Annotated in this window: 26 protein-coding genes and 4 tRNA genes; 26 read left to right on the top strand and 4 right to left on the bottom strand. The window is 64.7% G+C overall.

Features of this window, described 5'->3' with window-relative positions:
* Nucleotides 1-2: 2 nt before the first annotated feature.
* From gpmI to QVN30_RS08010, 11 genes are all read left to right on the top strand, one after another.
* Entirely contained in the window at nt 3-1,556 is a 1,554-nt protein-coding gene (gpmI, locus tag QVN30_RS08060; protein ID WP_289836012.1) for a 2,3-bisphosphoglycerate-independent phosphoglycerate mutase, read from the top strand.
* A 201-nt stretch (nt 1,557-1,757) separates the two neighbouring features.
* Nucleotides 1,758-2,012, top strand: coding sequence for a preprotein translocase subunit SecG (gene secG, locus QVN30_RS08055; protein WP_066834484.1), 255 nt, complete (start codon nt 1,758-1,760; stop codon nt 2,010-2,012).
* 333 nt (nt 2,013-2,345) lie between these two features.
* Complete coding sequence (locus tag QVN30_RS08050; RefSeq protein ID WP_289821398.1) at nt 2,346-4,031, top strand: ABC transporter substrate-binding protein; 1,686 nt, start codon at nt 2,346-2,348, stop codon at nt 4,029-4,031.
* 216 nt (nt 4,032-4,247) lie between these two features.
* Entirely contained in the window at nt 4,248-5,285 is a 1,038-nt protein-coding gene (locus QVN30_RS08045) for an ABC transporter permease (RefSeq protein ID WP_289836010.1), read from the top strand.
* A 12-nt stretch (nt 5,286-5,297) separates the two neighbouring features.
* On the top strand, nt 5,298-6,254 hold the full coding sequence (locus QVN30_RS08040) for an ABC transporter permease (protein ID WP_204565044.1): 957 nt from the start codon (nt 5,298-5,300) through the stop codon (nt 6,252-6,254).
* Nucleotides 6,254-7,372, top strand: a complete 1,119-nt coding sequence (locus tag QVN30_RS08035) for an ABC transporter ATP-binding protein (RefSeq protein WP_066834490.1) — start codon at nt 6,254-6,256, stop codon at nt 7,370-7,372. The genes QVN30_RS08040 and QVN30_RS08035 overlap by 1 nt, the downstream gene beginning before the upstream one ends.
* Nucleotides 7,373-8,392 carry an ABC transporter ATP-binding protein gene (locus QVN30_RS08030; RefSeq protein ID WP_066834492.1) on the top strand — a complete coding sequence of 340 codons (1,020 nt, stop codon included), beginning with the start codon at nt 7,373-7,375 and terminating at the stop codon, nt 8,390-8,392.
* 201 nt (nt 8,393-8,593) lie between these two features.
* Nucleotides 8,594-10,267, top strand: a complete 1,674-nt coding sequence (locus tag QVN30_RS08025) for an ABC transporter substrate-binding protein (RefSeq protein WP_289836009.1) — start codon at nt 8,594-8,596, stop codon at nt 10,265-10,267.
* A gap of 141 nt (nt 10,268-10,408) precedes the next feature.
* Nucleotides 10,409-10,498: transfer RNA gene (locus QVN30_RS08020), tRNA-Leu, on the top strand.
* Between the two features lie 111 nt (nt 10,499-10,609).
* A complete protein-coding gene (locus QVN30_RS08015) occupies nt 10,610-12,964 on the top strand; it encodes a SpoIIE family protein phosphatase (protein WP_204565047.1) in 2,355 nt (784 codons plus the stop codon).
* Between the two features lie 430 nt (nt 12,965-13,394).
* Nucleotides 13,395-14,132, top strand: coding sequence for an anti-sigma factor antagonist (locus QVN30_RS08010; protein ID WP_066834497.1), 738 nt, complete (start codon nt 13,395-13,397; stop codon nt 14,130-14,132).
* Nucleotides 14,133-14,303: 171 nt separating this feature from the next.
* Here QVN30_RS08010 and QVN30_RS08005 read toward each other — a convergent pair.
* Together QVN30_RS08005 and QVN30_RS08000 are read right to left on the bottom strand one after the other, a co-directional pair.
* Nucleotides 14,304-14,377: transfer RNA gene (locus QVN30_RS08005), tRNA-Cys, on the bottom strand.
* A 47-nt stretch (nt 14,378-14,424) separates the two neighbouring features.
* Nucleotides 14,425-14,500 (bottom strand) — tRNA-Gly (locus tag QVN30_RS08000).
* A gap of 126 nt (nt 14,501-14,626) precedes the next feature.
* Here QVN30_RS08000 and QVN30_RS07995 point away from each other — a divergent pair.
* Nucleotides 14,627-15,550, top strand: a complete 924-nt coding sequence (locus QVN30_RS07995) for a putative ABC transporter permease (RefSeq protein ID WP_204571525.1) — start codon at nt 14,627-14,629, stop codon at nt 15,548-15,550.
* A gap of 170 nt (nt 15,551-15,720) precedes the next feature.
* A tRNA-Val gene (locus QVN30_RS07990) sits at nt 15,721-15,795 on the top strand.
* 69 nt (nt 15,796-15,864) lie between these two features.
* On the opposite strand, the gene QVN30_RS07985 is transcribed toward QVN30_RS07990, so the two are convergent.
* On the bottom strand, nt 15,865-17,034 hold the full coding sequence (locus QVN30_RS07985; RefSeq protein WP_289820902.1) for a tyrosine-type recombinase/integrase: 1,170 nt from the start codon (nt 17,032-17,034) through the stop codon (nt 15,865-15,867).
* Nucleotides 17,035-17,202: 168 nt separating this feature from the next.
* Entirely contained in the window at nt 17,203-17,568 is a 366-nt protein-coding gene (locus tag QVN30_RS07980) for a helix-turn-helix transcriptional regulator (protein WP_289836034.1), read from the bottom strand.
* A gap of 194 nt (nt 17,569-17,762) precedes the next feature.
* Here QVN30_RS07980 and QVN30_RS07975 point away from each other — a divergent pair, with 194 nt between their 5' ends.
* From QVN30_RS07975 to QVN30_RS07915, 13 genes are all read left to right on the top strand, one after another.
* Nucleotides 17,763-17,975 carry a helix-turn-helix domain-containing protein gene (locus QVN30_RS07975; RefSeq protein WP_289820900.1) on the top strand — a complete coding sequence of 71 codons (213 nt, stop codon included), beginning with the start codon at nt 17,763-17,765 and terminating at the stop codon, nt 17,973-17,975.
* 264 nt (nt 17,976-18,239) lie between these two features.
* Nucleotides 18,240-18,443, top strand: coding sequence for a hypothetical protein (locus QVN30_RS07970; RefSeq protein ID WP_289820899.1), 204 nt, complete (start codon nt 18,240-18,242; stop codon nt 18,441-18,443).
* On the top strand, nt 18,440-18,658 hold the full coding sequence (locus QVN30_RS07965) for a helix-turn-helix domain-containing protein (protein ID WP_158095703.1): 219 nt from the start codon (nt 18,440-18,442) through the stop codon (nt 18,656-18,658). The genes QVN30_RS07970 and QVN30_RS07965 overlap by 4 nt, the downstream gene beginning before the upstream one ends.
* Entirely contained in the window at nt 18,655-18,837 is a 183-nt protein-coding gene (locus tag QVN30_RS07960; protein WP_087200660.1) for a hypothetical protein, read from the top strand. Before QVN30_RS07965 ends, QVN30_RS07960 begins: the two co-directional genes overlap by 4 nt.
* Entirely contained in the window at nt 18,816-19,178 is a 363-nt protein-coding gene (locus QVN30_RS07955) for a hypothetical protein (protein ID WP_289836007.1), read from the top strand. The genes QVN30_RS07960 and QVN30_RS07955 overlap by 22 nt, the downstream gene beginning before the upstream one ends.
* On the top strand, nt 19,175-19,408 hold the full coding sequence (locus QVN30_RS07950; RefSeq protein WP_087200656.1) for a hypothetical protein: 234 nt from the start codon (nt 19,175-19,177) through the stop codon (nt 19,406-19,408). Before QVN30_RS07955 ends, QVN30_RS07950 begins: the two co-directional genes overlap by 4 nt.
* On the top strand, nt 19,395-19,793 hold the full coding sequence (locus tag QVN30_RS07945) for a hypothetical protein (RefSeq protein WP_289820897.1): 399 nt from the start codon (nt 19,395-19,397) through the stop codon (nt 19,791-19,793). The genes QVN30_RS07950 and QVN30_RS07945 overlap by 14 nt, the downstream gene beginning before the upstream one ends.
* Nucleotides 19,786-20,238, top strand: coding sequence for a Lin1244/Lin1753 domain-containing protein (locus tag QVN30_RS07940; protein ID WP_289820896.1), 453 nt, complete (start codon nt 19,786-19,788; stop codon nt 20,236-20,238). Before QVN30_RS07945 ends, QVN30_RS07940 begins: the two co-directional genes overlap by 8 nt.
* A gap of 257 nt (nt 20,239-20,495) precedes the next feature.
* Nucleotides 20,496-20,720, top strand: coding sequence for a hypothetical protein (locus QVN30_RS07935; RefSeq protein ID WP_087200651.1), 225 nt, complete (start codon nt 20,496-20,498; stop codon nt 20,718-20,720).
* Nucleotides 20,707-20,967, top strand: coding sequence for a hypothetical protein (locus QVN30_RS07930; RefSeq protein WP_289820895.1), 261 nt, complete (start codon nt 20,707-20,709; stop codon nt 20,965-20,967). Before QVN30_RS07935 ends, QVN30_RS07930 begins: the two co-directional genes overlap by 14 nt.
* 37 nt (nt 20,968-21,004) lie before the next feature.
* Nucleotides 21,005-21,742 (top strand): HNH endonuclease signature motif containing protein, encoded by a 738-nt coding sequence (locus tag QVN30_RS07925; protein ID WP_289836006.1) that lies wholly within the window; start codon nt 21,005-21,007, stop codon nt 21,740-21,742.
* Nucleotides 21,735-21,980: a hypothetical protein gene (locus tag QVN30_RS07920; protein WP_289820893.1), complete on the top strand. Its 246-nt coding sequence runs from the start codon at nt 21,735-21,737 to the stop codon at nt 21,978-21,980. Before QVN30_RS07925 ends, QVN30_RS07920 begins: the two co-directional genes overlap by 8 nt.
* Before the next feature lie 264 nt (nt 21,981-22,244).
* Entirely contained in the window at nt 22,245-22,661 is a 417-nt protein-coding gene (locus QVN30_RS07915) for a hypothetical protein (RefSeq protein ID WP_289820892.1), read from the top strand.
* The last annotated feature ends 92 nt before the right edge of the window (nt 22,662-22,753 follow it).

The raw sequence follows: 22,753 nt of genomic DNA, 5'->3' as shown, positions 1-22,753 counted from the left end.
CCGTGCCCAAGCATCTTCCTGCCCTGCTCGTGATCATGGACGGCTGCGGCCTGGCCCCTGAGGGCTCCGACAACGCCGTCGCTGCCGCGAACACGCCGTTTCTCGACAGCCTGTACGAGCAGTACCCGCACACCACGCTCGGCGCTTCGGGCGAGGACGTCGGCCTGCCTGACGGCCAGATGGGCAACTCCGAGGTCGGCCATCTGAACATCGGTGCCGGGCGCATCGTCTTCCAGGAGCTCAGCCGCATCAACAACTCCATCAAGGACGGCTCCATCCAGGAGAACGAGACGCTGGCCCACGCCATGGACGACGTCGCCAAGAACGGCGGCACGCTGCACCTGCTGGGTCTCGTGTCCCCGGGCGGCGTCCACTCCATGCAGCGCCACGGCGAGAACCTGTCGGCCATCGCCGCCATCCACGGCGTCAAGCGCATCCGCTTCCACTGCTTCATGGACGGCCGCGACGTCGACCCGCACTCCGGTGCAGGCTACATCGAGACGCTGAAGCAGAACCTCGAGGCGTTGTCCGCCTACGCCGAGGTCGACGCCCGCATCGCCACGGTCTCCGGCCGCTACTGGGCCATGGACCGCGACAACCGCTGGGAGCGCGTCGAGCGCGCCTACGACGTCATCACGCTGCCCTCCGACACCGAGACCGATCCGGTCGAGGGCGTCCGCGCCTACTACGAGAAGGATGAGCGCGGCGATGAGTTCATCGAGCCGTTCGCCTGCCACAACGAGGGCGTGCGCGACGGCGACGCCATGGTGTTCTTCAACTTCCGTCCCGATCGCGCCCGCGAGATGACGCGCGCCTTCACCGAGACCGACTTCGATGGTTTCGAGCGCAAGGTCGCGCCGAAGCTCTCGCACTTCGTGACCATGACGGAGTACGACGACACCTTCAAGAACGTCGAGGTGGCGTTCCCCAAGACGTTCCCCGAGAACGTTCTTGCTGACGTCATCGCCCAGGCCGGCCTGAAGCAGCTGCATACCGCCGAGACCGAGAAGTACGCGCACGTCACGTTCTTCCTGAACGGCGGCGTCGAGGAGCCCAAGGAGGGGGAGGAGCGCGTGCTCGTGCCCTCGCCGAAGGTGGCCACCTACGACCTGCAGCCCGAGATGAGCGAGCCCGAGGTCACCGAGAAGCTCGTTGAGGCGATCAACGAGGACCGCGCGGACTTCTATATCGTCAACTACGCCAACTGCGACATGGTCGGCCACACCGGCGTGTTCGACGCCGCCGTCAAGGCGGTCGAGGCTGTTGACGACGGTCTGTCCAAGGTCATCCCGGCCATCCTCGCCAAGGGCGGCTTCGCGCTCATCACCGCCGACCACGGCAACGCCGATCACATGTTCGATGTCGACGCCGAGGGCAAGAAGCACCCGTTCACGGCGCACACCACCAACCGCGTGCCGTTCATCGTGGTCGATCCGGCAGCTAAGCTCACCGGCATCGAGGACGGTCGCCTGTCCGACATCGCCCCGACGATGCTCACGCTCGCAGGCCTGGAGCCCTCGGCCGAAATGACCGGCCGCATCCTCGCCACCGAATAGACGGTCGGTTGGGGACGGGTTCGTTCCAACCCATCGATCCGAAAGGGGGGTCGTCAGCGTCTGCTGGCGACCCCCTTCTGCTTAGGGGTTGGTTGGGGACGGGTTCGTTTCAGCCCCTTAACCCGTGGCGATTGCGTGCGGCGGGTTCAGGTGTGGTACCATACGGACTGTTCGAACGTACGTAGAAGGAGATTACGACTCATGGGTCCGTTCCAGATCATCCTGTTCATCGTGTGGGCACTGTCCACGCTCGCGCTCATCGCGCTCGTCCTCATGCACTCCGGCAAGGGCACCGGCGTCTCCGACATGATCGCCAGCTCGCTGTACAACTCCAGCGCCGCGACCGGCATCATGGAGCAGAATCTCGACAAGCTGACGGTTATCGTTGCCGTCGTGTTCGCGATCTGCATCGTGTTGGCGATGTTCTTCTTCCCGCAGGGCATCGTGGGCATCTAAGCGAACGCCTTCAATCCAGTTTCTTGCAAGCCGTCCGGGGGAGACTTCGGGCGGCTTTTTAGTGTGGCGCCCCGCATGACGAGGTTCGGCCTCTCTAGGTTACAGAAATGTTACAAACCGCTAAAAGTATGCAGATGTGACCTGCGAATGCTCCGATTTGCTAAAGAAAATCTCGCATTGAACCAAATTGAGCACTTTATTATGCAAAAGTTGCGGTACATTAGGGACCATCGCGTCAGGGGTGCAATCACAGCCTGAGCACCCCGCTTATGATCGCGTCGTAGGGGAGGGACCGCACAGGTCCCGCTTCTGAACTGTTTTAAGGAGGATGGCATGGCTGAAATCTTCAACAAGCCCATGGGTCGTCGCGCCTTCGTGGGCAGCGCTCTCGCTACCAGCGCACTCGCTGCGCTTGCCGGTTGCTCCAACGGCGGCAACACCGCAAGCTCCGGCTCCGGCACCGCTACCGACAGCAGCGCCTCGGGCGACAACGTCATGAGCTTCTACCTGTCCGAGCCCGCCTACATCGACCCGTACAACGCCCAGGAGAACCAGGGCACCGCGGTCGTGCGCGCCGTGTTCGACGGTCTCGTCACCTGGGACTGGGACACCAACGAGCCCAAGGCCATGTGCGCCACCGACCTGCCCGAGGTCTCCGAGGACGGCCTGACCTACACCTTCCACCTGCGCGAGGGCATGACCTTCCACAACGGCGACCCCGTTGACGCCGCTTCCTTCAAGCGCGGCTGGGAGCGCCTGGCCGACGGCACCATGTCTGCCCCGTCCGAGATCGGCTACCACCTGGCCCCTGTCGCCGGCTACGCCGAGATGGCTGCCGGCGAGGCCACCGAGATCACCGGCCTCACCTGCCCCGACGAGCTGACCTTCCAGGTCCAGCTGACCAACCCCATGGGCGACTTCGTGGCCGTCTGCTGCCACCCGGGTCTCGTGCCCGTTCCGCAGGCCGCTCTCGACGACCCCGCGTCGTTCCTCGAGCAGCCCATCGGTAACGGCCCCTTCAAGATGGACGAGGCCTGGCAGCACAACCAGTACATCTCCGTCTCCCGCTTCGACGACTACTACGGCGAGGCGCCCAAGCTCGACGGCGTGTACTTCTCCATCCAGGCCGACCCGGACGTCGCCTTCCGTGAGCTGCAGTCCGGCTCCATCGACTTCGCGATGATCCCCACCGGCCAGATCCAGGACACCATCGACCAGTACGGCCTGTCCGACGACGGCTTCACCGTCACCCCGGGCAAGCAGTGCCTCACCGGTACCGAGCTGTCCACCTACTACCTGGTCGTCAACTTCAACGACCCGGTGCTCTCCAACGCCGGCGTCCGTCGCGGCATCTCCTACGCCATCAACCGCCAGAACATCGTCGACACCCTGTACGAGGGCTATCGTGAGGCGGCCAACTCCATCATGCCGCTGTCCATCGACGACAACGAGCAGAATGTCTGGGCCGCCTGCACCTACGATCCCGAGAAGGCTGCCGAGGAGCTCGACGCCGCCGGTTACCCCGCGGGCGAGGACGGCTCCCGTGGCATCAACGTGACGCTGGACTACAACGGCGACGGCGGTCATGAGGACATCATGTCCTCCATCCAGGCCGACCTCGAGGCCGTGGGCATCACGGTGACCCAGAACACCACCGAGTGGGCCACCTACCTGAACAACCTGTCCACCGGTCAGTTCCAGCTCGCCCGCCTCGGCTGGACAGCTGACTACCCGACCATGGACAACTTCCTGTACCCGAACTTCTTCAGCACCGCGGACAACAACTACGGCCCGTACAACAACCCCGATGTCGACGCCGCCTTGCTGGCCGCCCGTCAGATCAACGACGAGGAGGAGCGCAAGGCCGCCTATCGCGAGATCTGCGCCACCATCGGCAACGACATGCCGGTCATCCCCATCATGTTCTACGCCCACAACTACGTTGGTACCGAGCGCCTCGCGAGCTTCAACTACGACGCTCAGACCATCCCGCACTTCGAGACTGCTGAGCTCGCCTAGTTGCATGAAACGCATGGGTAAAATCCAGCACATGTGATGTTAAGCAGGACACCGTCAATGTGGCGGTGTCCTGTTTGTTGTGTTAGACCCCTGTAGCTAACACGTTGTACTTTCGCTTGATGCAGTGTTTGCCCTATACTTGTAATTTCGCCGCGACAGGGGTCGATGAGCTGTGCCGCGGCGCGCTGTAAGAACCAGATGAGGGAGGGTATCGCTGTGATCAAGTACATCGCCAAGCGAATCCTACAGTTCATCCCCGTCTTCCTTGGCGTGACGCTGATTCTATTCATCATGCAGAACGTCGTGCCGGGCGATCCGATCAAGCTGATCGCCGGTGAGAGGAAGCTCGATCCGACGACGGAGATGAACATCCGTGCCGCCCATGGTCTTATCGAGACCGACGCCGATGGCAACATCATCTACGATGAGAACGGCGACACGATTCCGACGTCCATGCCCAAGCGCTACGTCAACTATCTGACCGATCTGCTCCAGGGTGACCTCGGCACCTCGTACCAGCGCGGTACGCCGGTCTCGAGCATCATCCTGCAGAAGTACCCCTACACGGTGCAGCTGGCGCTCGTGGCCATCGTGATAGAGGCGATAGTGGGTATCGGCGCCGGCATCATATCGGCGATCAAGCGATACTCGTTCTGGGATGTCCTGGTGACCCTGGTCACGTCCCTGCTGGTGGCCATGCCCGCCTTCTGGCTCGGCATGCTGCTTCAGCTCATCTTCGGCATCTGGCTGAAGGACGTCACGGGCGGTGCCGTGTCGCTGCCGATCTCGGGCGTCTCCGGACCGCGCGCCCTGTATCCGGATTGGATGTACTACATCCTCCCCGCCATCACGCTGGCCTCCGTGTCGACGGCCTACACCGCGCGCATCATGCGCTCGCAGCTGCTCGACGTCATGAACCAGGACTACATCCGCACGGCCAAGGCCAAGGGCCTGTCCAAGGGCGCGATCATCCGCAAGCACGCGCTCAAAAACGCGCTCATCCCGGTCGTCACCTACGTCGGCATGGACTTCGGCGCCATGCTCGCCGGCGCCATCCTGACCGAGACGGTGTTCTCCTGGCCCGGTATCGGCCGCGAGACCTACGTCGCCATCACCCAGCGCGACTGGCCCATCGTCATGGGCTCGGTCACGGTCATCGTCGTGGTGGTCATGGTCATCAACCTTATCGTAGACGTGAGCTACGCCTTCCTCGATCCGCGCATCAGGCTCGGCAGCTCTAAGAACGAGGGCTAGGAGGCAGCGCATATGAATTACCCCGTTTCGCGTCCCGACGCACAGGCGTATGCCGATTCCATCGCCGTCGAGCACGGCGGCGTCGCATCCGCCGATAGCGGCAAGTCCCGCACCCTGTGGGGCGACGCGCTCGGACGCCTGAAGAAGAACAAGCTTGCGGTGATCGCCGCGATCTGGATCCTGTTCATCATCGTGATCGCGCTTTCCGCCGACCTGTGGGTGCCCCAGGTCCTGGGCGACCCGAACGCGACGGCCGCCAACATGGCCGCCGAGTCGCGCCTCCCGCCGTCGCTCGAGCATCCGTTCGGCACCGACACCCTCGGCCGCGACGTGCTGTCCCGCGTCATCTACGGTGCGCGCATCTCGCTGACCGTCGGCGTGGTCGCCACCGGCATCTCCACCGCCATCGGCCTCGTGATGGGCGCCATCGCCGCGTACTACGGCGGCATCTGGGATACCATCATCATGCGTCTGGCCGACATCTTCCTGGCGTTCCCCTACACACTGTTCGTCATCGCCATGATCGCGGTCATCGGCAACGGCATTCAAAACGTGTTCATCGCCATCGGTATCCTCGGCTGGCCGAGCATCGCGCGCGTGTTCCGCTCCGCGATCCTGTCGGTCAAGCAGAACGACTACGTCGACGCGGCGCGCGCCATGGGCGCCTCCGACATCCGCATCATCGCCCGCCACATCTTCCCGAACTCCGTGGCCTCCATCGTTGTCTACGCGACCATGAACATCGGCGGCGCCATCCTGACCGAGTCCGCGCTGTCGTTCCTCGGCATGGGCGTCGTTCCGCCCGATCCCTCGTGGGGCACGCTGATCCAGTCCGGTCAGCAGTACCTGCAGACCGAGCCCTGGCTCATGGTCCTGCCCGGCCTGGCGATTCTCTCCACGGTGCTTGCGTTCACGCTGCTCGGCGACGGTCTGCGTGACGCCCTCGACGTCAAGATGAAGGATGCATAATGGCAAAGCGTAAGAACGACTGGGTCGATCTCAAGGAGCAGCCGGTTCCTGAGGGCCAGCACCTGCTCGAGGTCGACAACCTCAAGATGTACTTCCATACCCAAGACGGCATCGTCCACGCGGTCGACGGCGTGTCATACACGCTCGACCGCGGCGAGACGCTCGGCGTGGTGGGCGAGTCCGGTTCCGGCAAGTCGGTGACGCACATGACCATCATGGGCCTCATCGAGATGCCCCCGGGCAAGATCGAGGGCGGCGACATCCGTTACCGCGGCCACTCCATCCTGGAGATGTCCGAGGAGGAGATGCAGCATATCCGCGGCAACGACATCGCCATGATCTTCCAGGACCCCATGACCTCCCTGAACCCGGTCTACAAGATCGGCCGCCAGGTGGGCGAGGGCCTGCGCCTGCACCGCGGCTACTCCAAGGCCGAGGCGCTCAAGCGCGCCACCGAGCTGCTCGACCTCGTGGGCATCCCCGAGCCCGAGAAGCGCGTGAACGAGTATCCGCACCAGTTCTCCGGCGGTATGCGCCAGCGCGTCATGATCGCCATGGCGCTCGCCTGCGACCCCGACATCCTGATCGCCGACGAGCCCACCACGGCGCTCGACGTGACCATCCAGGCGCAGATCATCGAGCTCATGCAGGAGATGCAGCAGAAGAACGGCAACGCCATCATCATGATCACGCACGATCTGGGTGTCGTGGCCGACATGGCCGACAAGATCATGGTCATGTATGCGGGCCGTCCCGTGGAGTTCGGCACGGCCGAGGAGATCTTCTACGACTCCCGCCATCCCTACACCTGGGGCCTCATCCGCTCCATTCCCGACCACGCGCTCGAGGAGAAGAAGGAGCTCACCCCGATCGCGGGCAACCCGCCGTCGCTCGTGAACCTGCCGAGCGGCTGCCCGTTCGCCCCGCGCTGCCCGTATGCCGTCGACGTCTGCCACGAGAAGGTCCCCGGCCACATCACGACCGAGACCGGCCATTACTCCGCGTGCCACTTCGCCGACGACCCGAACTTCCTCAAGTTCGCGCCCGAGAACTCCCGTACGCGTGCCGACCTGGCAGCGCGCCAGAAGGCCGCCTCGACCGAGAAGAAGGAGGCATAAATGGCTGAGAACACCCCTCTGCTCAAGGTCGAGCATCTGTGCAAGGAGTTCCCTGCGGAGTCCGGCGTGTTCGCGGGCCGCTTCGCCAAGAAGGTCTCTGCCGTCAACGACGTGAGCTTCGAGATCATGCCGGGCGAGACGCTGGGCCTGGTCGGCGAGTCCGGCTGCGGCAAGTCCACGACGGGCCGTTCCATCATGAGGCTCACGCGGCCGACATCGGGCAAGGTCTACTTCGAGGGCCGCGACGTTTCGAAGATGAACAAGCGCGAGCTCAAGGACCTTCGCCGTCAGATGCAGTTCATCTTCCAGGATCCGTATGCGAGCCTGAACCCCCGCATGACGATCGGCGAGATTATCTCCGAGCCGCTGCAGATCCACGGCGACGGTCGCAGCGCATCCGAGCGCAACAAGTACGTGCGCGAGCTGCTCGACATCGTCGGCCTGAACCCAGAGCACATCAACCGCTACCCGCATGAGTTCTCCGGCGGCCAGCGCCAGCGTATCGGCATCGCCCGCGCGTTCGCGCTGCATCCCAAGCTCATTATCTGCGACGAGCCGGTCTCCGCGCTCGACGTGTCCATCCAGGCCCAGGTCCTGAACCTGCTGAAGGAGCTCCAGAAGCAGTTCGGCACAGCGTACCTGTTCATCGCGCACGACCTGTCCGTCGTGCAGCACATCTCCGACCGCGTGGCCGTCATGTACCTTGGCAAGATCGTGGAGCTCTCCGACTGGAAGACGCTGTACGCCGAGCCGCATCATCCGTACTCGCAGTCGCTCCTGTCGGCGGCCCCCATCCCGGACCCTGACCTGATGAAGTCCCGCCGCCGCATCATCCTCGCGGGCGATCCGCCCTCGCCGATCGATCCCCCGAGCGGTTGCCGCTTCCACACGCGCTGCCCGATCGCCAAGGAGATCTGCGGCGCCGAGCAGCCCGACTTCAAGGAAGTCGAGCCCGGGCACTTCTGCGCGTGCCACTTCGCGGCCCCGTATCCCATCAAGGAGTCCCATATCGATCTTTAGGATCGATGCGCGCCTGTCCAGGTCGCTTGAGGCCCCGGCTGAAGAAGCCGGGGCCTTTTTGTTGGCGGTCGCCGCGGGGCGCCATCTTGTGCGCGTGGGCCGTGCGGCCCGATGATAGGGGGTTCGGTGGAGGTGCGCGCGAATTGCTACAATGTCCAAAACCTTGAGTGAGGAGCCTCTATGCGATCGGATATTCGTGTGATGAGCCGTCGGGATCTGCTGCGCGCGACGATAGCCGCGGCGGGCGCTCTGGCGCTTGCGGGATGCACGGATCTGAGGGGCGGGGAAGGGTCCGCCGAACTCGAGGGCGGCGATCCGCGCGAGGGGGCCATCGCCGTCTCGTCGGTCAAGCCGCTGTGCATCGATCCGTTCAACGCCGTCGACGAGGCGGGCGCCCAGATCTGCTTCCAGCTGTTCGACCCGCTCATGCGTTACGACTACGAATACGGTGTGCTCACCTGCCTCGCCGCCGAGAGCTACACGGCATCCGAGGACCAGCGCGAATTCACCTTCACCATCCGCGAGGCCTACTTTCATAACGGAGAGGCGGTCCGCGCGCAGGATTTCAAGCGCGGATGGGAGCGCATCGCCAATCCGTCGAGCGCCGCCGCAGGGGTGCTGGGCGCCTCGAACGTCTCCTTCTTGCTCTCGCTCGTCGAGGGCTATCAGGACCTGCGCGAGGGGCGCGCGAGCGAGCTGTCGGGCATCACCTGCCCCGATGACCGCACGCTTGTGGTCCGCCTGTCGTCTGCCTATGCCGACTTCCCCTATGTGTGCGCGCACCACTGCCTGGTGCCCGTGCCGGACGATGCCGACGCGGACGCCGAGGCGTTCTCGCTCATGCCGGTGGGCAACGGTCCCTACAAGATGACCGAGGCGTGGGACGGCCAGTCCGCGCAGATCGAGCTGTCCCGCTTTCTCGACTACGCGGGCACCGTCACGACGATCGACACGGTCCGCTTCACGTTCTACGACAGCGTGGGCGACGCGTATCGTGCCTACGAGGCCGGTGACGCCACGCTGGCGCCGTGCCCGATCGAGAGCGTCGACGCCAACGCGGCGAGTTGGAAGTCCTCCGACGACGAGCGCCTGAGGATCACGTCGGGACGCCGCTGCGTGCTCGGCGTGTCGCCGGTCGTGTCGTATCTGGTCTGCAACACCTCGGTCGCCCCGCTGGACGATGTGCGCTTCCGCCGTGCGATCTCGCTCGCCATCGACCGCGACGGGATCTCCAAGCGCGTCTACCGCGATGCGCGGATGCCCGCCGACGGCATCGTCGCGCCCGTGGTCCCGGGGTACCGCGAGGGCGCCTGGCCGTACTGCATCCATGACAACGACGCGGCCGAGGAGCTGCTCGACGAGCTGTACCCGGCGGGTGCGGGCGGCGTGCGCGACGTCACGCTGACAATCACCTACGGCGAGGACAGCGGGCAGAGAAACGCCATGGAGCAGATCGCCGAGAGCCTCTCCGCGGTGGGTATCGCCTGCGAGCTCGAGGAGCTGCCCTTCGAGGACCTCTACGTCCGCTACCGCTCCGGCTCGTTCATGCTGGGGCGCTACGACTGGTCGTGCGATTTCGCCAGCATGGACAACGTGCTGTACCCGCTGTTCCATTCGGCGTCGCTCAGCGCGTACAACTTCTCCCGCTATGCGAACGAGCAGGTGGACACCTGCATCAACGAGGCGCGGTCGACGGGAAGCGAGGGGGAGCGCACGAGCAGGCTGCAGGAGGCGGAGGATATCGTCGCGCAGGACTGCCCGGTCATCCCGTATCTGTTCGGCAGCTATGCCTATGTGGGCAACCAGCGCATCGAGCAGCTCCATATCGATGCCGACGGCTTCGCCCATCTGGGAGAGGCGGAGCTTGCGGACTGATGGTGCCCTGCGTCTTGGACGCGGGGAAATGGCCTGTGACCTGCGGAACTGTACGGCTCGTGCAATCATTTCCAAATTTCTCAAAAAAGTACTTGCGCGTGCGGGAGACTTTGGGTTAATATCTTTCTCGCTGAAAGGCAAGTCGGAGTGGCGGAATTGGCAGACGCGCTAGCTTGAGGTGCTAGTGACCATTTCTCGGTCTTGCGGGTTCAAGTCCCGCCTCCGACACCATCGAGTGTCAAGCCTCCTTTGGGAGGCTTTTTTGTTACCGATCGACCAAGTCGACTATACTGCGATACAAGTTCTGGGCGGCGCTTCGCGTCCGCCGGATCGGAGGTGCGCATGGAATCCATGGTCGGTGAGGAGTTTGCCGAACTCGCCCGTCTGGTCGAGTTGACCAGCGACGCGGTGGCGCTCTGCAGTCTCGACGGAACCGTGCTCCATGTGAACGAGCAGATGAGCGCGCTGGTGATCGAGGAGCGCGAGGGCATCGTCGGTCAAGACATCAAGGACCTGCTCTACAGCAACCTGTTTGAGCGCGCGGGCGGCCACAGGCTGCCGTTCTCGCTCGACGGCGAGGACAACACGTGCATGCTCAAGCTGCTCGACGGCTCGTTCATCCCCGTCCGCGTCCGCGCCTCCGAGGTGTCGCCGCGCTCGCTCGGCATGGGCGGCATGCTTGCGCATCGCGTGCTCGTGGTCATCAGGAGCCTCGAGGAGCAGTATTCCCACGACCGGCAGACCCAGCGGCTCTTCTCGGAGCTCCAGGCGGTCAACAGACGGCTTTCGGGCACGCTGTCGGTCATCATGACGGCCGCCGGCTCCAAGGACCTTCCCTCGCTTCTGGACGCGGTGCTGAACAAGATCGTCGAGACGCTCGACGCGGACGGCTCGTCGATCTACTTCTCGGAGAGCGGCGGGTTCAAGCTGCGCGGCATCAGCTACGGGCTGGCGCGCGACTACGTGCCCGAGTTCATCCCGTACGGCGCGGGCATCCCCACCTACGTTCTGCATGAGCAGCGCCCCTGCAACCTCACCATCGCGCCGGCCGCCTACGGCCAGGGCATCGAGTCGAGCATCTTCTACGACATCGATACGCACGTGAGCACGAAGCTGCGCGTGGAGAACGTGCCGCCGTACCGGACGCTCATCGCGGTTCCGGTGTTTTTCGGCACGCAGGTCCTGGGCATCCTGGAGCTCGGCTGGAAGCGCCCGCGCCGCCCACGCTCGCTCGACGCCCGCGTGCTCGAGGTCATCTGCGACTACCTGTCGATCGAGCTCGTCAGCCTCGTGAGCAGCCTGCGCGCCCAGCGCACCGAGGAGCTCACGCGCTCGCTTAACCGCATGCGCGAGTTCATCTTCGGGCAGGACGGCGACCATGCGTCCGTCTGGCGTGCCGTCTCGGAAGAGGTGCACCGCGTGCTGCAGTGCAGGACCTGCGCGGTGCCGTACGACCATGAGCGCGGCTGCTACTACATCGATTTCGAGGGCGGCAGCCGCGTGTGCCTGCCCGGTTCGATCGAGGAGATGTTCTTCTCCACGACCACCCCCGCCGCGCGCGTGGACCCGGCGGCGCGCATGTCGTTCGTGCGCGAGCAGAGCGCCTGGTCGACCTCGCCCGAGGACCTCAAGACCGTGCGGCTGGTGCGCGTGGACCAGACGACCTGGGCGGGGGAGTGGCTGGCGTCGCGGGGCCTGCCCAGCCAGGGCGTGTTCTTCGATCTGCGCGAGAGCCTGCCGCCCGGCGTGGTGGACAGCGAGGGCAACGAGATCCATGAGGAGGCGGGCTACGCAGACGGCGTGCCGCTCATGATGCTGCTTTTGCGCGACAGCACGCAGGAGCCGATCGACGACATCGAATACGACTACCTCGTGCGTCTGGCGCACGATATCGAGATCATGACGCACGGCCTGCGCCAGACGAACTCCGAGCGCCGCATCGCCCAGACGCTGCAGGTCGGCATGCGCAACAGCCTGGGTCAGGTGCCGGGCATCACGGCCGATTCGCTCTACTCGTCCGCCACCCGTCAGGCTCTCGTGGGCGGCGACTTCTACACGCTCATCCGCCTGCCGGACGACCGCGCGGTCATGATCCTCGGCGACGTGTCGGGCAAGGGCGTGGAGGCGGCGTCGATGTCGGCGCTCGTCAAGACGGCGCTCACGGCGTACGCGTGGGAGGGTGCCAACCCGCGCGACATGGTCCGCTCGCTCAACAGCATGCTCATGAGCTTCTCGCGCGTGGAGACGTTCGCGACGATGTTCGTGGCCAAGATCGATCTGCGCACCGGCACGGCCGCCTACTGCTCCGCCGGCCATCCGCCGACCGTGCTGATCCATCCCGGTCACCCGGGCGCGCAGGATGCGTCGAATGCGAGCGAGATGGAGCTGCTGTCCGTGCAGTCGGGCGTGGTCGGGGCGTTCGAGAACATGGTGTACGAGGGGGGCGTGTTCTCGTTCTCGCCGGGCGACATCCTGTTCATGTACACCGACGGCGCCATCGAGGCCCGCAGCGCCGACCGCCAGTTCTTCGGGGAGCGCCGCCTGTTCGACGTGCTGCTGCGCGCGTCGGTCAACGGGGTCGAGGGGCTGTGCCAGGAAGTGCTCGCCGAGCTCGACGCGTTCAGCGGATCGGCCCTCGATGACGATATCGCGCTCGTGGCGCTGCGCTTCGACACGGTGGGCGGGACTGACGGCTAGGGGAGCCGGCCTCTTTGCCGATGCCGGTCCAGGCCCGAGCGCAGGGCATAGCGGACGGGGCGATCGAGAGTACGCTATAGTCACACCGCCCCGTCGACGGTACGCCATAGGCACGTTTTTCGCTCGAAAACGTGCCTATGGCGTACTCTCGACGGGGCGGCGTGCCGTATACGTACGTTCGATGAGGGCGACCGGCGCGGGGCGATCTGGGATGGGACGCTTCGACCAGCGTTTCCGGGGAGCCCGGTCCGTTCATTCATGAATGAACGGGGGTGTCAGGCAGCGAATCCTGGGCAAACGATAAAACCGGCTCTATTGATTCATGAATGAGCGGGGGCCTGCGCCCGGGGTGACCGCGATGCGCGGACGCCATCGCGCCTTTCGCCTGCGGTGGTGAATAGAGCGCGCCCGTGCGGGGAACCATGACCGTATGAACGAGTGGAACGACATAGCGGTGATCACCCCGACCGGCGATATCGATATCAGCACGGTCGCGTCCCTGCGCGATCAGATCGACGCGCTGGTCGCTTCCGGCGTTCGGCGTATCCTCGTCAACTGCAAGGGCGTGACGTTCATCGATTCCTCGGGACTCGCGTGCCTGCTGTCCCGCTCGCGAAGACTCGCGCAGATGGGCGGTCTGCTCTCGCTCGTCAACACGTCTCCCGGGGTGACGCGCTCCATGCAGATCGCGCGCCTGATCGACGCGCTGCACGTGACCGCTGCCGCCCGGCCTCCGGTCCCGCTGCTGAAGCCCGGTGTCATGCCCCTGTGGAGCAAAAGCATCTCCATCCAGCGGGGCGTCGAGAACCTCGGGTACTACCGCCATCGCGTATCAGACATGATCTCGGCCCTGCACATGGACGACAGCGACCGTTTTGATGTGGCGCTGGCGGCGGGCGAGGCGCTGTCCAACGCCTATGACCATGCGAACGGGGGCGAGGGGTGCATGATGCTCGTCGCGGCCTATCCCGACCGCGTGGTCGTCGAGGTGCGTGACAGCGGCCAGGGTTTCGAGATCGCGGCGGACGAGGAGCCCGACGAGAGCGAGGAGCGCGGGCGGGGCATCAAGCTCATGCGCATGCTTGTCGACAGCGTCGAGGTGAGGCGTCGCGAGGACGCGCGAGGCACGCTCGTGCGCCTGATCAAGCTCTTGAAGCCCGCCGCATAGGAAGCTCGGTCGAGCGCCTGCGGACGCCGGCAAGATGGTTCGTATGAGCGAAGGGAGTCCTGGGCGAGAGGGGCGCCGAGGCGGCTCGGATGTTCTACATATAGGATGGTGCGATGGGCCCGAACTTGCGGGCTTACGAAAAGGGGCCCGCGCGGGGCCCCTGAGACGGTCTGGAGGCGAAGCCCGGATTCGAACCGGGGGTAAAGGCTTTGCAGGCCTCTGCCTTACCACTTGGCCACTTCGCCATCTATATGAGAAGGGCCGATTTTAAAAATCGGCCCGAATCACGCGATGGAGCGGACAACGGGGCTCGAACCCGCGACCCCAACCTTGGCAAGGTTGTGCTCTACCAACTGAGCCATGTCCGCTTGCGAGAAAGTAATATACGCGAATTCTAAAGACTTCGCAAGGGGAAATCTGAAAAAGTTTTCAACCGGCCGTTTACGCACTACTATGCACTACATTGAGTGTTGGCATCTGAAGGAAAGAGCGTCGTGTTTCGGATCCTCGTCTTTGTCGTCCTCGTTTTCCTGATTGCGCGGGCAATCGGGTGGTTTGTCCAGAAATACCAGGATTCTCACGGATCCGGTCGCCTGTTCAAGCGCATGCTCTCGGACGGCACGATCGACGAGAGCGTCTATGCGGGCGCGTCGTGGCGCGAATCCGAGCGGTTTGGACACCGGCGGCGCCGGGCGGTGCTCGCCAAGGAGCAGCGCCGGTTCGTGGTCGACTCGCGTCGGTATCTGCGCAACCAGTATCTCGAGACGTGCACTCCGTCGCTGTACCAATACATCATCATCTTCCTGATCGCCTCGGTTTTAGGGCTCGTGCTGGAGACCATCTACACGTTTGCCGTGTTCGGTATCGTGGAGAGCCGCGTGGGGCTCGTATGGGGCCCCTTTTCGCCTCTGTACGGCCTGGGGGCCGTGCTGCTCACGCTGTGCCTCTGGCAGGTGCGCGAGCGGCCCTGGTGGCAGATCTTTCTGATCTCGGCGGCCCTTGGTGGCACGCTCGAGCAGTGCGCCGGTTGGAGCATGGAGCATTTCGCGGACCTGCAGTCGTGGACGTATCTGGGGCTGCCGGACCACATCACCCAGTGGATCGCATGGCGGTTTCTGGCCATGTGGGGCGTGATCGGCCTGGTGTGGTGCAAGGCGATCATGCCCGAGCTGATTTTCCGCATCGGCGAGCCGACGACGCGCCAGCAGCGGATCGTCGTCGGGGCGCTGTCGGTCTTCATGGTGCTGGACATCGTCATGACGCTCGCGTGCTTCTGGCGAGCCGGCCAGCGGCATCGCGACGTGCCGCCGCGCAATCCGTTCGAGGTGTATGTTGACACCCATTTCGACGACGAGTTCATGGAGCGCACGTTCGAGAACATGGAGATCGGAGAGGATCTGCCGATCTCGGATAAGTAGGGGAGCGCAAGAAGTGTGCGCGAAGCGATTCGGGCCAGGGTGAGCCCATGCTTCTGAGCTGGCGTTTTGCGGTCGATCTCGCGCTGGCAAAATTTTTTTGAAAAAGTGCTTTACAGACCCGATGGGCTTCGGTATATTATTCCTCGCGCTGAAGAGCGCACCACCTGAACGGGCGTTTAGCTCAGGGGGAGAGCGCTTCCCTGACACGGAAGAGGTCACAAGTTCAAATCTTGTAACGCCCACCACGAAAGACCAGCTCGGGAGCCGAAAGGCCCCCGAGCTTTTTTCGTTTTCGCGCTACGCGTCAGCTAAGGTCAGCTAAGGGCGCGGGCCTGCGGCGCCGGCGCGGCCCCTCCCGTGCATAAAACTCCGGTGAGGGCGCGACCCGCATGCTCGAACGTCGACGGGTATGGCGCGAGGTAGTTGGAGTAGAGCACCCTCGAGTCGCGGGAGCGCCCCTGCATCGCGTTGATCACGGTGCTGTCGACGCCGGCGCTCTGCATGAGCGTCGCGTAGGTGGCCCGCATGCGGTTGATCCCGACGAACGGCAGGCCCTCGAGCAGGCCCCCGCGCTCGAAGAGCCTCTTCCACACCTTCGGCAGGTAGTTCGCCGACATCCTGGCGCCCTTCGCGCCCTTGCAGATCGGCCCGAGGCCCCTGACCGCGTAGAGCTCGTCGGAGAACGGGGGCTGGATCCTGATCTGGCGGTAGCGCCGCGAGGTCTTAGGATCCTTCATGCCGTCCCGCGAAGTGTAGGCGCGGCCGATCGCCGCCGACGCCATGTGGTGCTCCGCGCCGTCGAGCCCGAGCACGCTCGAGAACGTGAAGTCCTCCCAGTCCAGCCCGAGCGCCTCGGATCTCGACAGCCCCCCGCCGACCATGGCGAGCCAGATCGGGAACAGCCTGTGCCCGCGCAGGCGCTCCATGCAGTCCATGACGTCGAAGGAGGTCCATACGGGCAGCGGGGCGCGGTCCTTGCGCGGGTACCTGAAGCTGTAGGCGTCCCACATGGGAGACTCCGCGATCAGGTGGTCGAAGTGCGCCTGGTTCATGACCGTGCGCATGACGCGCGCGTAGGTGTCCGCGCTCTGGGGCGGCAGCGTGTAGATCCACTGCTGGACGGCGATGTTGTCTATGTCCTCGAGCTTCCAGGACCCGAAGTGCGGGGCGATATGGCAGCGGTACACGCTCTCGCACGTCTCCGCGTTCGCGCGCGTCGTCGTGGCCCTCCTGCCGGGCGCGAAGCTCGACCAGAAGTACTCGTCGAGCGTGGCGCCCGACCCGAGCCCGACGTAGCGCTTCATGAGGTGCGCGATCCGGTAGATCTCCGCCTGGGCGTCCTGCTCGGTGCCGTGGACGGTGCCGTAGACCTTGCGCTGCGATCCGTCCGCGCGGTACCCGGAGCTGACCTCGACGCGCCACACGCCGGGCCGCACCTCCTTCTTGTGTCCCAGCTTAGAGCGTTTTTTGGTAGTATCAGCCATGGGTGCTCCTTGCATCCGCTCCTGGCCCCGTGCGCGTTCCGCCAAGTTCCCGCGCGGGGCCGCTTCTGTCCCTTTTGCCCATTTCCGCGACCTCGCGAAAATGGGAGTCAACTGGCAGGTCTCTCGACCAGGAAAACAGTTATCTCCTTAACCGCAACAACCCAATACCTAGACCGCCCTCCTCACCGTCTCGGCCTCATCGCCAGTATCTTGCCCTGATTTAACGGCTAGGCGGGACGCGTCCGCCGTGAACGTCGAGGCTATGCCCGCGAGGTCGTCCTTGCTCCTCTCGTCGAGCAGGGAGTAGCAGTGGTTGAGCGACTGCTGGCGGGGATCCGAGTAGGCGGCCGGCTGGAAGTCCCTGCCGGCGAGCTCGTCGAGCGTGCAGTGTAGCAGGTCGGCAATGTCGCAGGCGTCCTCGAGCTTGAGGCGCGTCCTGCCTGTTTCCCACGCTTTAAATGTTGCCCTATTCACCCCTAGAGCATCAGCAAAATCATCTCTGTTTGCATAACCAGCGGCTTTCCGCAGCCTCATAAGTTGAAGGTTCATTACGGCCTCCTAATTCATAAAGCAATCGTATACGGTTTGTAGCTATTTTTCAACTCGCAGCTACTTTTTTGTTGACATAGCTACAAAACGTAGCTACTATTCAGAGCAAGGAGCTACACAAAGTAGCTCTAAGCTTCAATAGCAGCTAAGGTTTGTATCGATTTGGAGGTGGTCACCACATGAACAAGCAGGACGTCGGACGCCGCATCCGCAGCTGGATGGTCGACGCGGGGCTCAACACGGAGGACACGGCCGAGGCGCTCGGCGTGTCGACCGGCTCGCTCAAGAGCTGGATCTACGGCCAGCGCTCGCTGACGTTCGACCGCGCCGAGCAGATCTGCGACCTGTTCGGCAAGACGCTCGACGAGCTGGCGTGCCGGGAGGTGGCGTAGATGGAGATGCCCAGCGACGGCGTGTGCATCGCGCTCCTCGTCGCCCTGGCCGCGATCCTGCTGGCCGACGTGGCCATGATCGCGCTCTTGTGCGCAGCGCTCCTCGGCGCCATCTAACCCGAGACTGATTATTCCATTCGAGATTATCCGGAGGTTTTACCTATGGAAACCACTGCTTTAACCGGTGCTTTTTCGTCCGGTAGGCAAAAAGATGCCCGCCGGAGGACCAAACTCGCGGCGGGCGGTGCATTCGGTTCGCGTCGAATGTCGACCGTCATTCTATCACCTTACGAGCGTTGGCGCGACTGGTTCCTCGCCGTCTTCATCGTCCTGTCCGTGAGCGGCATCCTGCCCGCGCTCGCGTGCGCCGCCCTGGGCGCCCTGTTCGACGTCATCGGGTGGTGGCCCGTGTACGTCGGCCTCGCCGCGCTCCTCGCGGCCTTCTTCCGCTGGGTGTGGTCGCTGTGAGCGCGAAGGACATCGAGCACGGCTGGCTCACCGTCGCCGAGGCGGCCCGCTACGCCCAGGTGAGCGAGCAGACGATCCGCGGCGCGATCTTCGGCGGCAGGCTCGCCGCCTACGTGCACCCCGAGTCGAAGGGGGCGCAGCGCCGCAACCTGAGGATCTCCCGCCGCGGCATCGACGAGTGGATCGAGACGACATGGGATCGGGTGGTCGCATGAGGGGGAGGTTCCTCGAGCTCTCCGACATGCCGCCCTGCAGGGCGTGCGGGTGCGCGCCCGTGGAGAAGAGGACCGGCATGGACGTCACGAGGCTGCAGTGCCCCAAGTGCGGCATCCGCACGGGCGGCAGCACCAACGAGCAGGCGAAGTTCGTCACATGGAAGAAGGTAATGGAATGAAGTACGAGGACGTCAAGATCAGGCGCATCACCGTCGTGACGATCGCCATGGGTGTCAAGGAGCTGGAGAACCTCGACTCGGTCGTTCTGTTCGGCGTGCAGTCCGGCGAGGTCGTCATGGGCGCGATCGGCGAGATCTCGGCGGTGGAGATCATCGAGATGGCGTCCGATCTCGGGTCAGCCATCGGCGCCGTCCTCAGAGGGCTGGACCCGGCCCTGAGACTCACCGCGGCCAAGGTCGCCGCCCGTGCCCTCATCATGGGCTCCGTCAACGGGCCCGCCATCGACAAGATCTCGGCCGCAAGCGCCGCCAACGAGGTCGTCTTCGGGATCGAATCATGACGCCCGAGATGATCGCGCTGTCCGCCATGCCGGCGACGGACAGCGACGGCAAGCCGTGCGCGCTCGTGCAGTTCGCCAGCGTCTCGGACGGGGAGCTGGAGACCATGCCGAACCTCACGCCGTACCCGCTCGAGATCGAGGGCGAGGTGTGCGGCCAGAGCATAGAGGAGGCCGTCTACAAGCTGCTCGACCGCCTGAACGGGAAGGAGCCGGCCGATGGGGACGAATGACTACTCGCTGCCCGTCGAGGCCGTCATGGCAGACGAGATCGCCCGCGTGAGGCCGTGGCCCCTGCGCGCCGCCGACCGGCGCGAGCTGTTCGCCGAGTGGTGCCGCAAGAACCCCGACGTCCTGCGCGAGCTCGAGCTCACGGCGCTCTCCATCGACGCCCACGGGCTGCGGGTGTCGACGAAGTACCTCATCGAGCGCCAGCGCTACGAGGGCCGCTACAAGGCCGTGGGCGTTCCGTTCACGGACTACCAGGGGACCGTGCGCGTGTACTCGATCAACAACTCGGACTCGTCCCTCATGGCCCGCTGGCTGCTCGCCAGGCACCCGGGCATGAACCTCGAGACCAGGCGGAGCATGTACGACGGGGAGGTGCCCAATGCCTAGCGGAGATCCGCGCACCGACATGGAGGCCCGGTCGCTCGAGCCCATGGCCTTCTTCCCGCACGACTCGAACGCGGCCGGCGACATCCGGTGCCGCAAGCTCATGCGCCGCTTCGGCGTCGAGGGCTACGGCCGGTGGTGGCTTCTGTGCGAGCTTTTGGCCGCCACGAGCGGCCACGCGCTGCCCATGGCCGAGGAGGACGACGTCTACGTAGTCGCCGAGGCCCTGCGCTTCCAGAGCGCCTCGTTCGGGGACATGCAGGCCGTCGAGGACTGCCGCGCGTTCGTGGAGGCGCTCGTCGAGATCGGGCTGCTGCGCGTGAACGGGGAGGGCGAGGTCTACAGCCAGCGCATGATGCGCAACGGCGAGTACTTCGGCCGGCAGCGAGCAAACGGGGCCAAGGGCGGGCGCCCGAGGAAGCGCAAGGAGGTCGAAACCGGCCTATGAACCACCTCGAAAACCACTCAGGAAACCACTGCGAAAACCACCGGTTTACGAGAACCGAAACCACTCTCAAACCGATGGCGAACCATAAAACAAAACAAGACAAAACAAAACAATAGTGGTTTCACCCCTTTAAGGGTGAAACCACTCTATGGGAGTCCTCTCAACCAGAAACCCTCTCTTTCTTGCCACTTCTTTCTCTGTTGAAAACTTTTCCGATTTTCAACAGGGGGCTGAGTTTTCAACAGATTGGAGCAGACATGGGCAACACGAGACCGGTCCTCGTCGATGCGAAGCAGGGCATCGTCGACGGCACCTTCTACGGCTTCTACCAGTTCGCGGACAACGGCCACGCGATACCGGTCGCGGTCATCGAGTTCTGCGACGGCCAGGTGGGCATGATCGCGCCCGACCGCTTCCGCTTCGCCGACATCCGGAGGCCCTCGAGCGACGGGGAGGAGGGTGGCGGCAATGTCGACGAGTGACGAGTCGAAGGGCGCGGGCCAGGCCAACCTGGGCAGCCTGAACGACATCCTCTTCGCGGAGATGCGGCAGCTCATGAGCATGGACATGGCCGACGAGGACGCCGTTGAGCGAGAGCTGGACCGCGCGAAGGCCGTGAGCGACCTGGCGGGGGTCACGATCGACAACGCCAACACGGTGCTCAAGGCGGTGCAGGTGCAGGACAGCCTCATGAACCGCCGCGCGATGCCGAAGATGCTGGGGGCGTGAGATGCCGGTCGCGATCAGGTGGCGCAAGCGACCCGACATGGTCGAGTGGATGACCGCCTTCATCCCTGGGCACTCGGAGGCGGAGATCCGCGCCGGCTTCAAGGATCGCTTCGGGATCGAGCTGACGCGCCCGCAGATCAAGAACTTCAAGGCGGTCCGCGGCGTCAGGAGCGGGACGGTCGGCGGGCGCTTCCAGAAGGGCAACGCCCCGTCGAATAAGGGAAGGCGCATAGAGGACTTCATGACCCCGGAGGCCATCGAGCGCACGCGCGACACGCGCTTCAAGGCCGGGCAGCTGCCGCACAACGCCGCGCGCCTGCCCATCGGGTGCGAGCGCGTCACGCGGGACGGCTACATCGAGGTCAAGGTCGCGCACCGGCCATCCCGGACCCGCCAGGCGCACGACAACTGGGTGCCGAAGCACCGCCTGGTATGGGAGCGGGCGCACGGCAGGCCGCAGCCCAAGGGCACGAAGATCATCTTCTGCGACCACGACCTGAGGAACTTCGACCCGGCGAACCTGCTGCTGGTCACGAACGCGGAGGCGGGCGTCATGAACCGGATGGGGCAGGAGTGGAGCGACCGGGAGACCGCGGAGGCCGTGCTCGCCCTGGCGCGCCTGAAGATGGCTGCCTCGTCCGTGAGGAAGCGGCCACGCGCGTGCGCCGTGTGCGGGGAGACCTTCAAGCCCGAGTTCGACCGGCAGCGGACCTGCCGGGCGTGTCTGGACAAGGGGCTGCGCGCCCCGAGGACGAATGGGAGGAAAGATGACTGATGGAACGGGGCCCGAGCGCACGTGCCGCTACGAGCCGGAGATGTACGCGGTCCGCATCGAGGAGGACGGAACCGAGATCGTCACGGACGAGCCGGACGACGAGTGCGGATGCTTCGTCTGCTCCGAGTGCAGCTACTGCATGATGTTCGGTGCCGATTCAGGCTGGTTCGGTACCGAGCCGCCCTACAAGGCGCATTTCCGCTACTGCCCGGGATGCGGTGCGAGGGTGGTTGAGTGATGCCGATGGAGCGCTGGAAGTATCCAGCCGATTGGGAGCGCATCGCGCGTGCGGTCAAGGATGCCGCGGGATGGAGGTGCCAGGCGTGCGGGAAACAGTGCCGCAAGCCTGGCGAGCCGTTCGATACGCACAAAAGGACCCTGACGGTCGCGCACCTAAACCACGATCCCGCCGACTGCAGCGAAGAGAACCTCATGGCCATGTGCGCGCCGTGCCATCTTCGCTACGACGCGAGGCATCACGCAGAGACGAGAAGGAGGAGACATGGCAAAGATCGGTAGCGAGATCAGCGATTCCGAGCGCTGGCGCGTCGCGGAGGCCCTGAGGTCCGTCGAGGACCGCCCCGGCCACGGGAAGCTGGCGGCGATCGGGCTCGCACTCTACGGAGAGGACTACCTCAAGATCCCGGGGCAGATGGCGCTCGCGGCCGTGTGCACGAGGCTCGCGGCCCTCATCGAGCCGATCAGGCGCCCCGCTTACGAGGAGCTGTTGGAGACCGCCGCCTGCCTGCAGGAGGACGCAGAGGGCCTCATGGACCTCTCCATGCAGGCGACCGGGCCGCTCGCCGACATCGCCGGGGACGCGTCGGCGGCGCTGTACGGCCTCTCCTACCAGATACGCGACGCGCTCTGCCCCGGACGGGGCGACGGGGAGGTCGATGGCGCCCATGAGGCTGATTGATCCGCGCGGCCGCAGGCGCCGGGTGCACCTGAGATGCGAGCCGGGCCGCTGGACCGCATGGGTGCGCACCGGCCTGCTCTCGAGAAGGGCCG

The organism is Collinsella ihumii (genome assembly GCF_030385545.1).
GTDB lineage: Bacteria > Actinomycetota > Coriobacteriia > Coriobacteriales > Coriobacteriaceae > Collinsella > Collinsella ihumii.
This window is presented reverse-complemented; position numbering and strand designations above follow the sequence as displayed.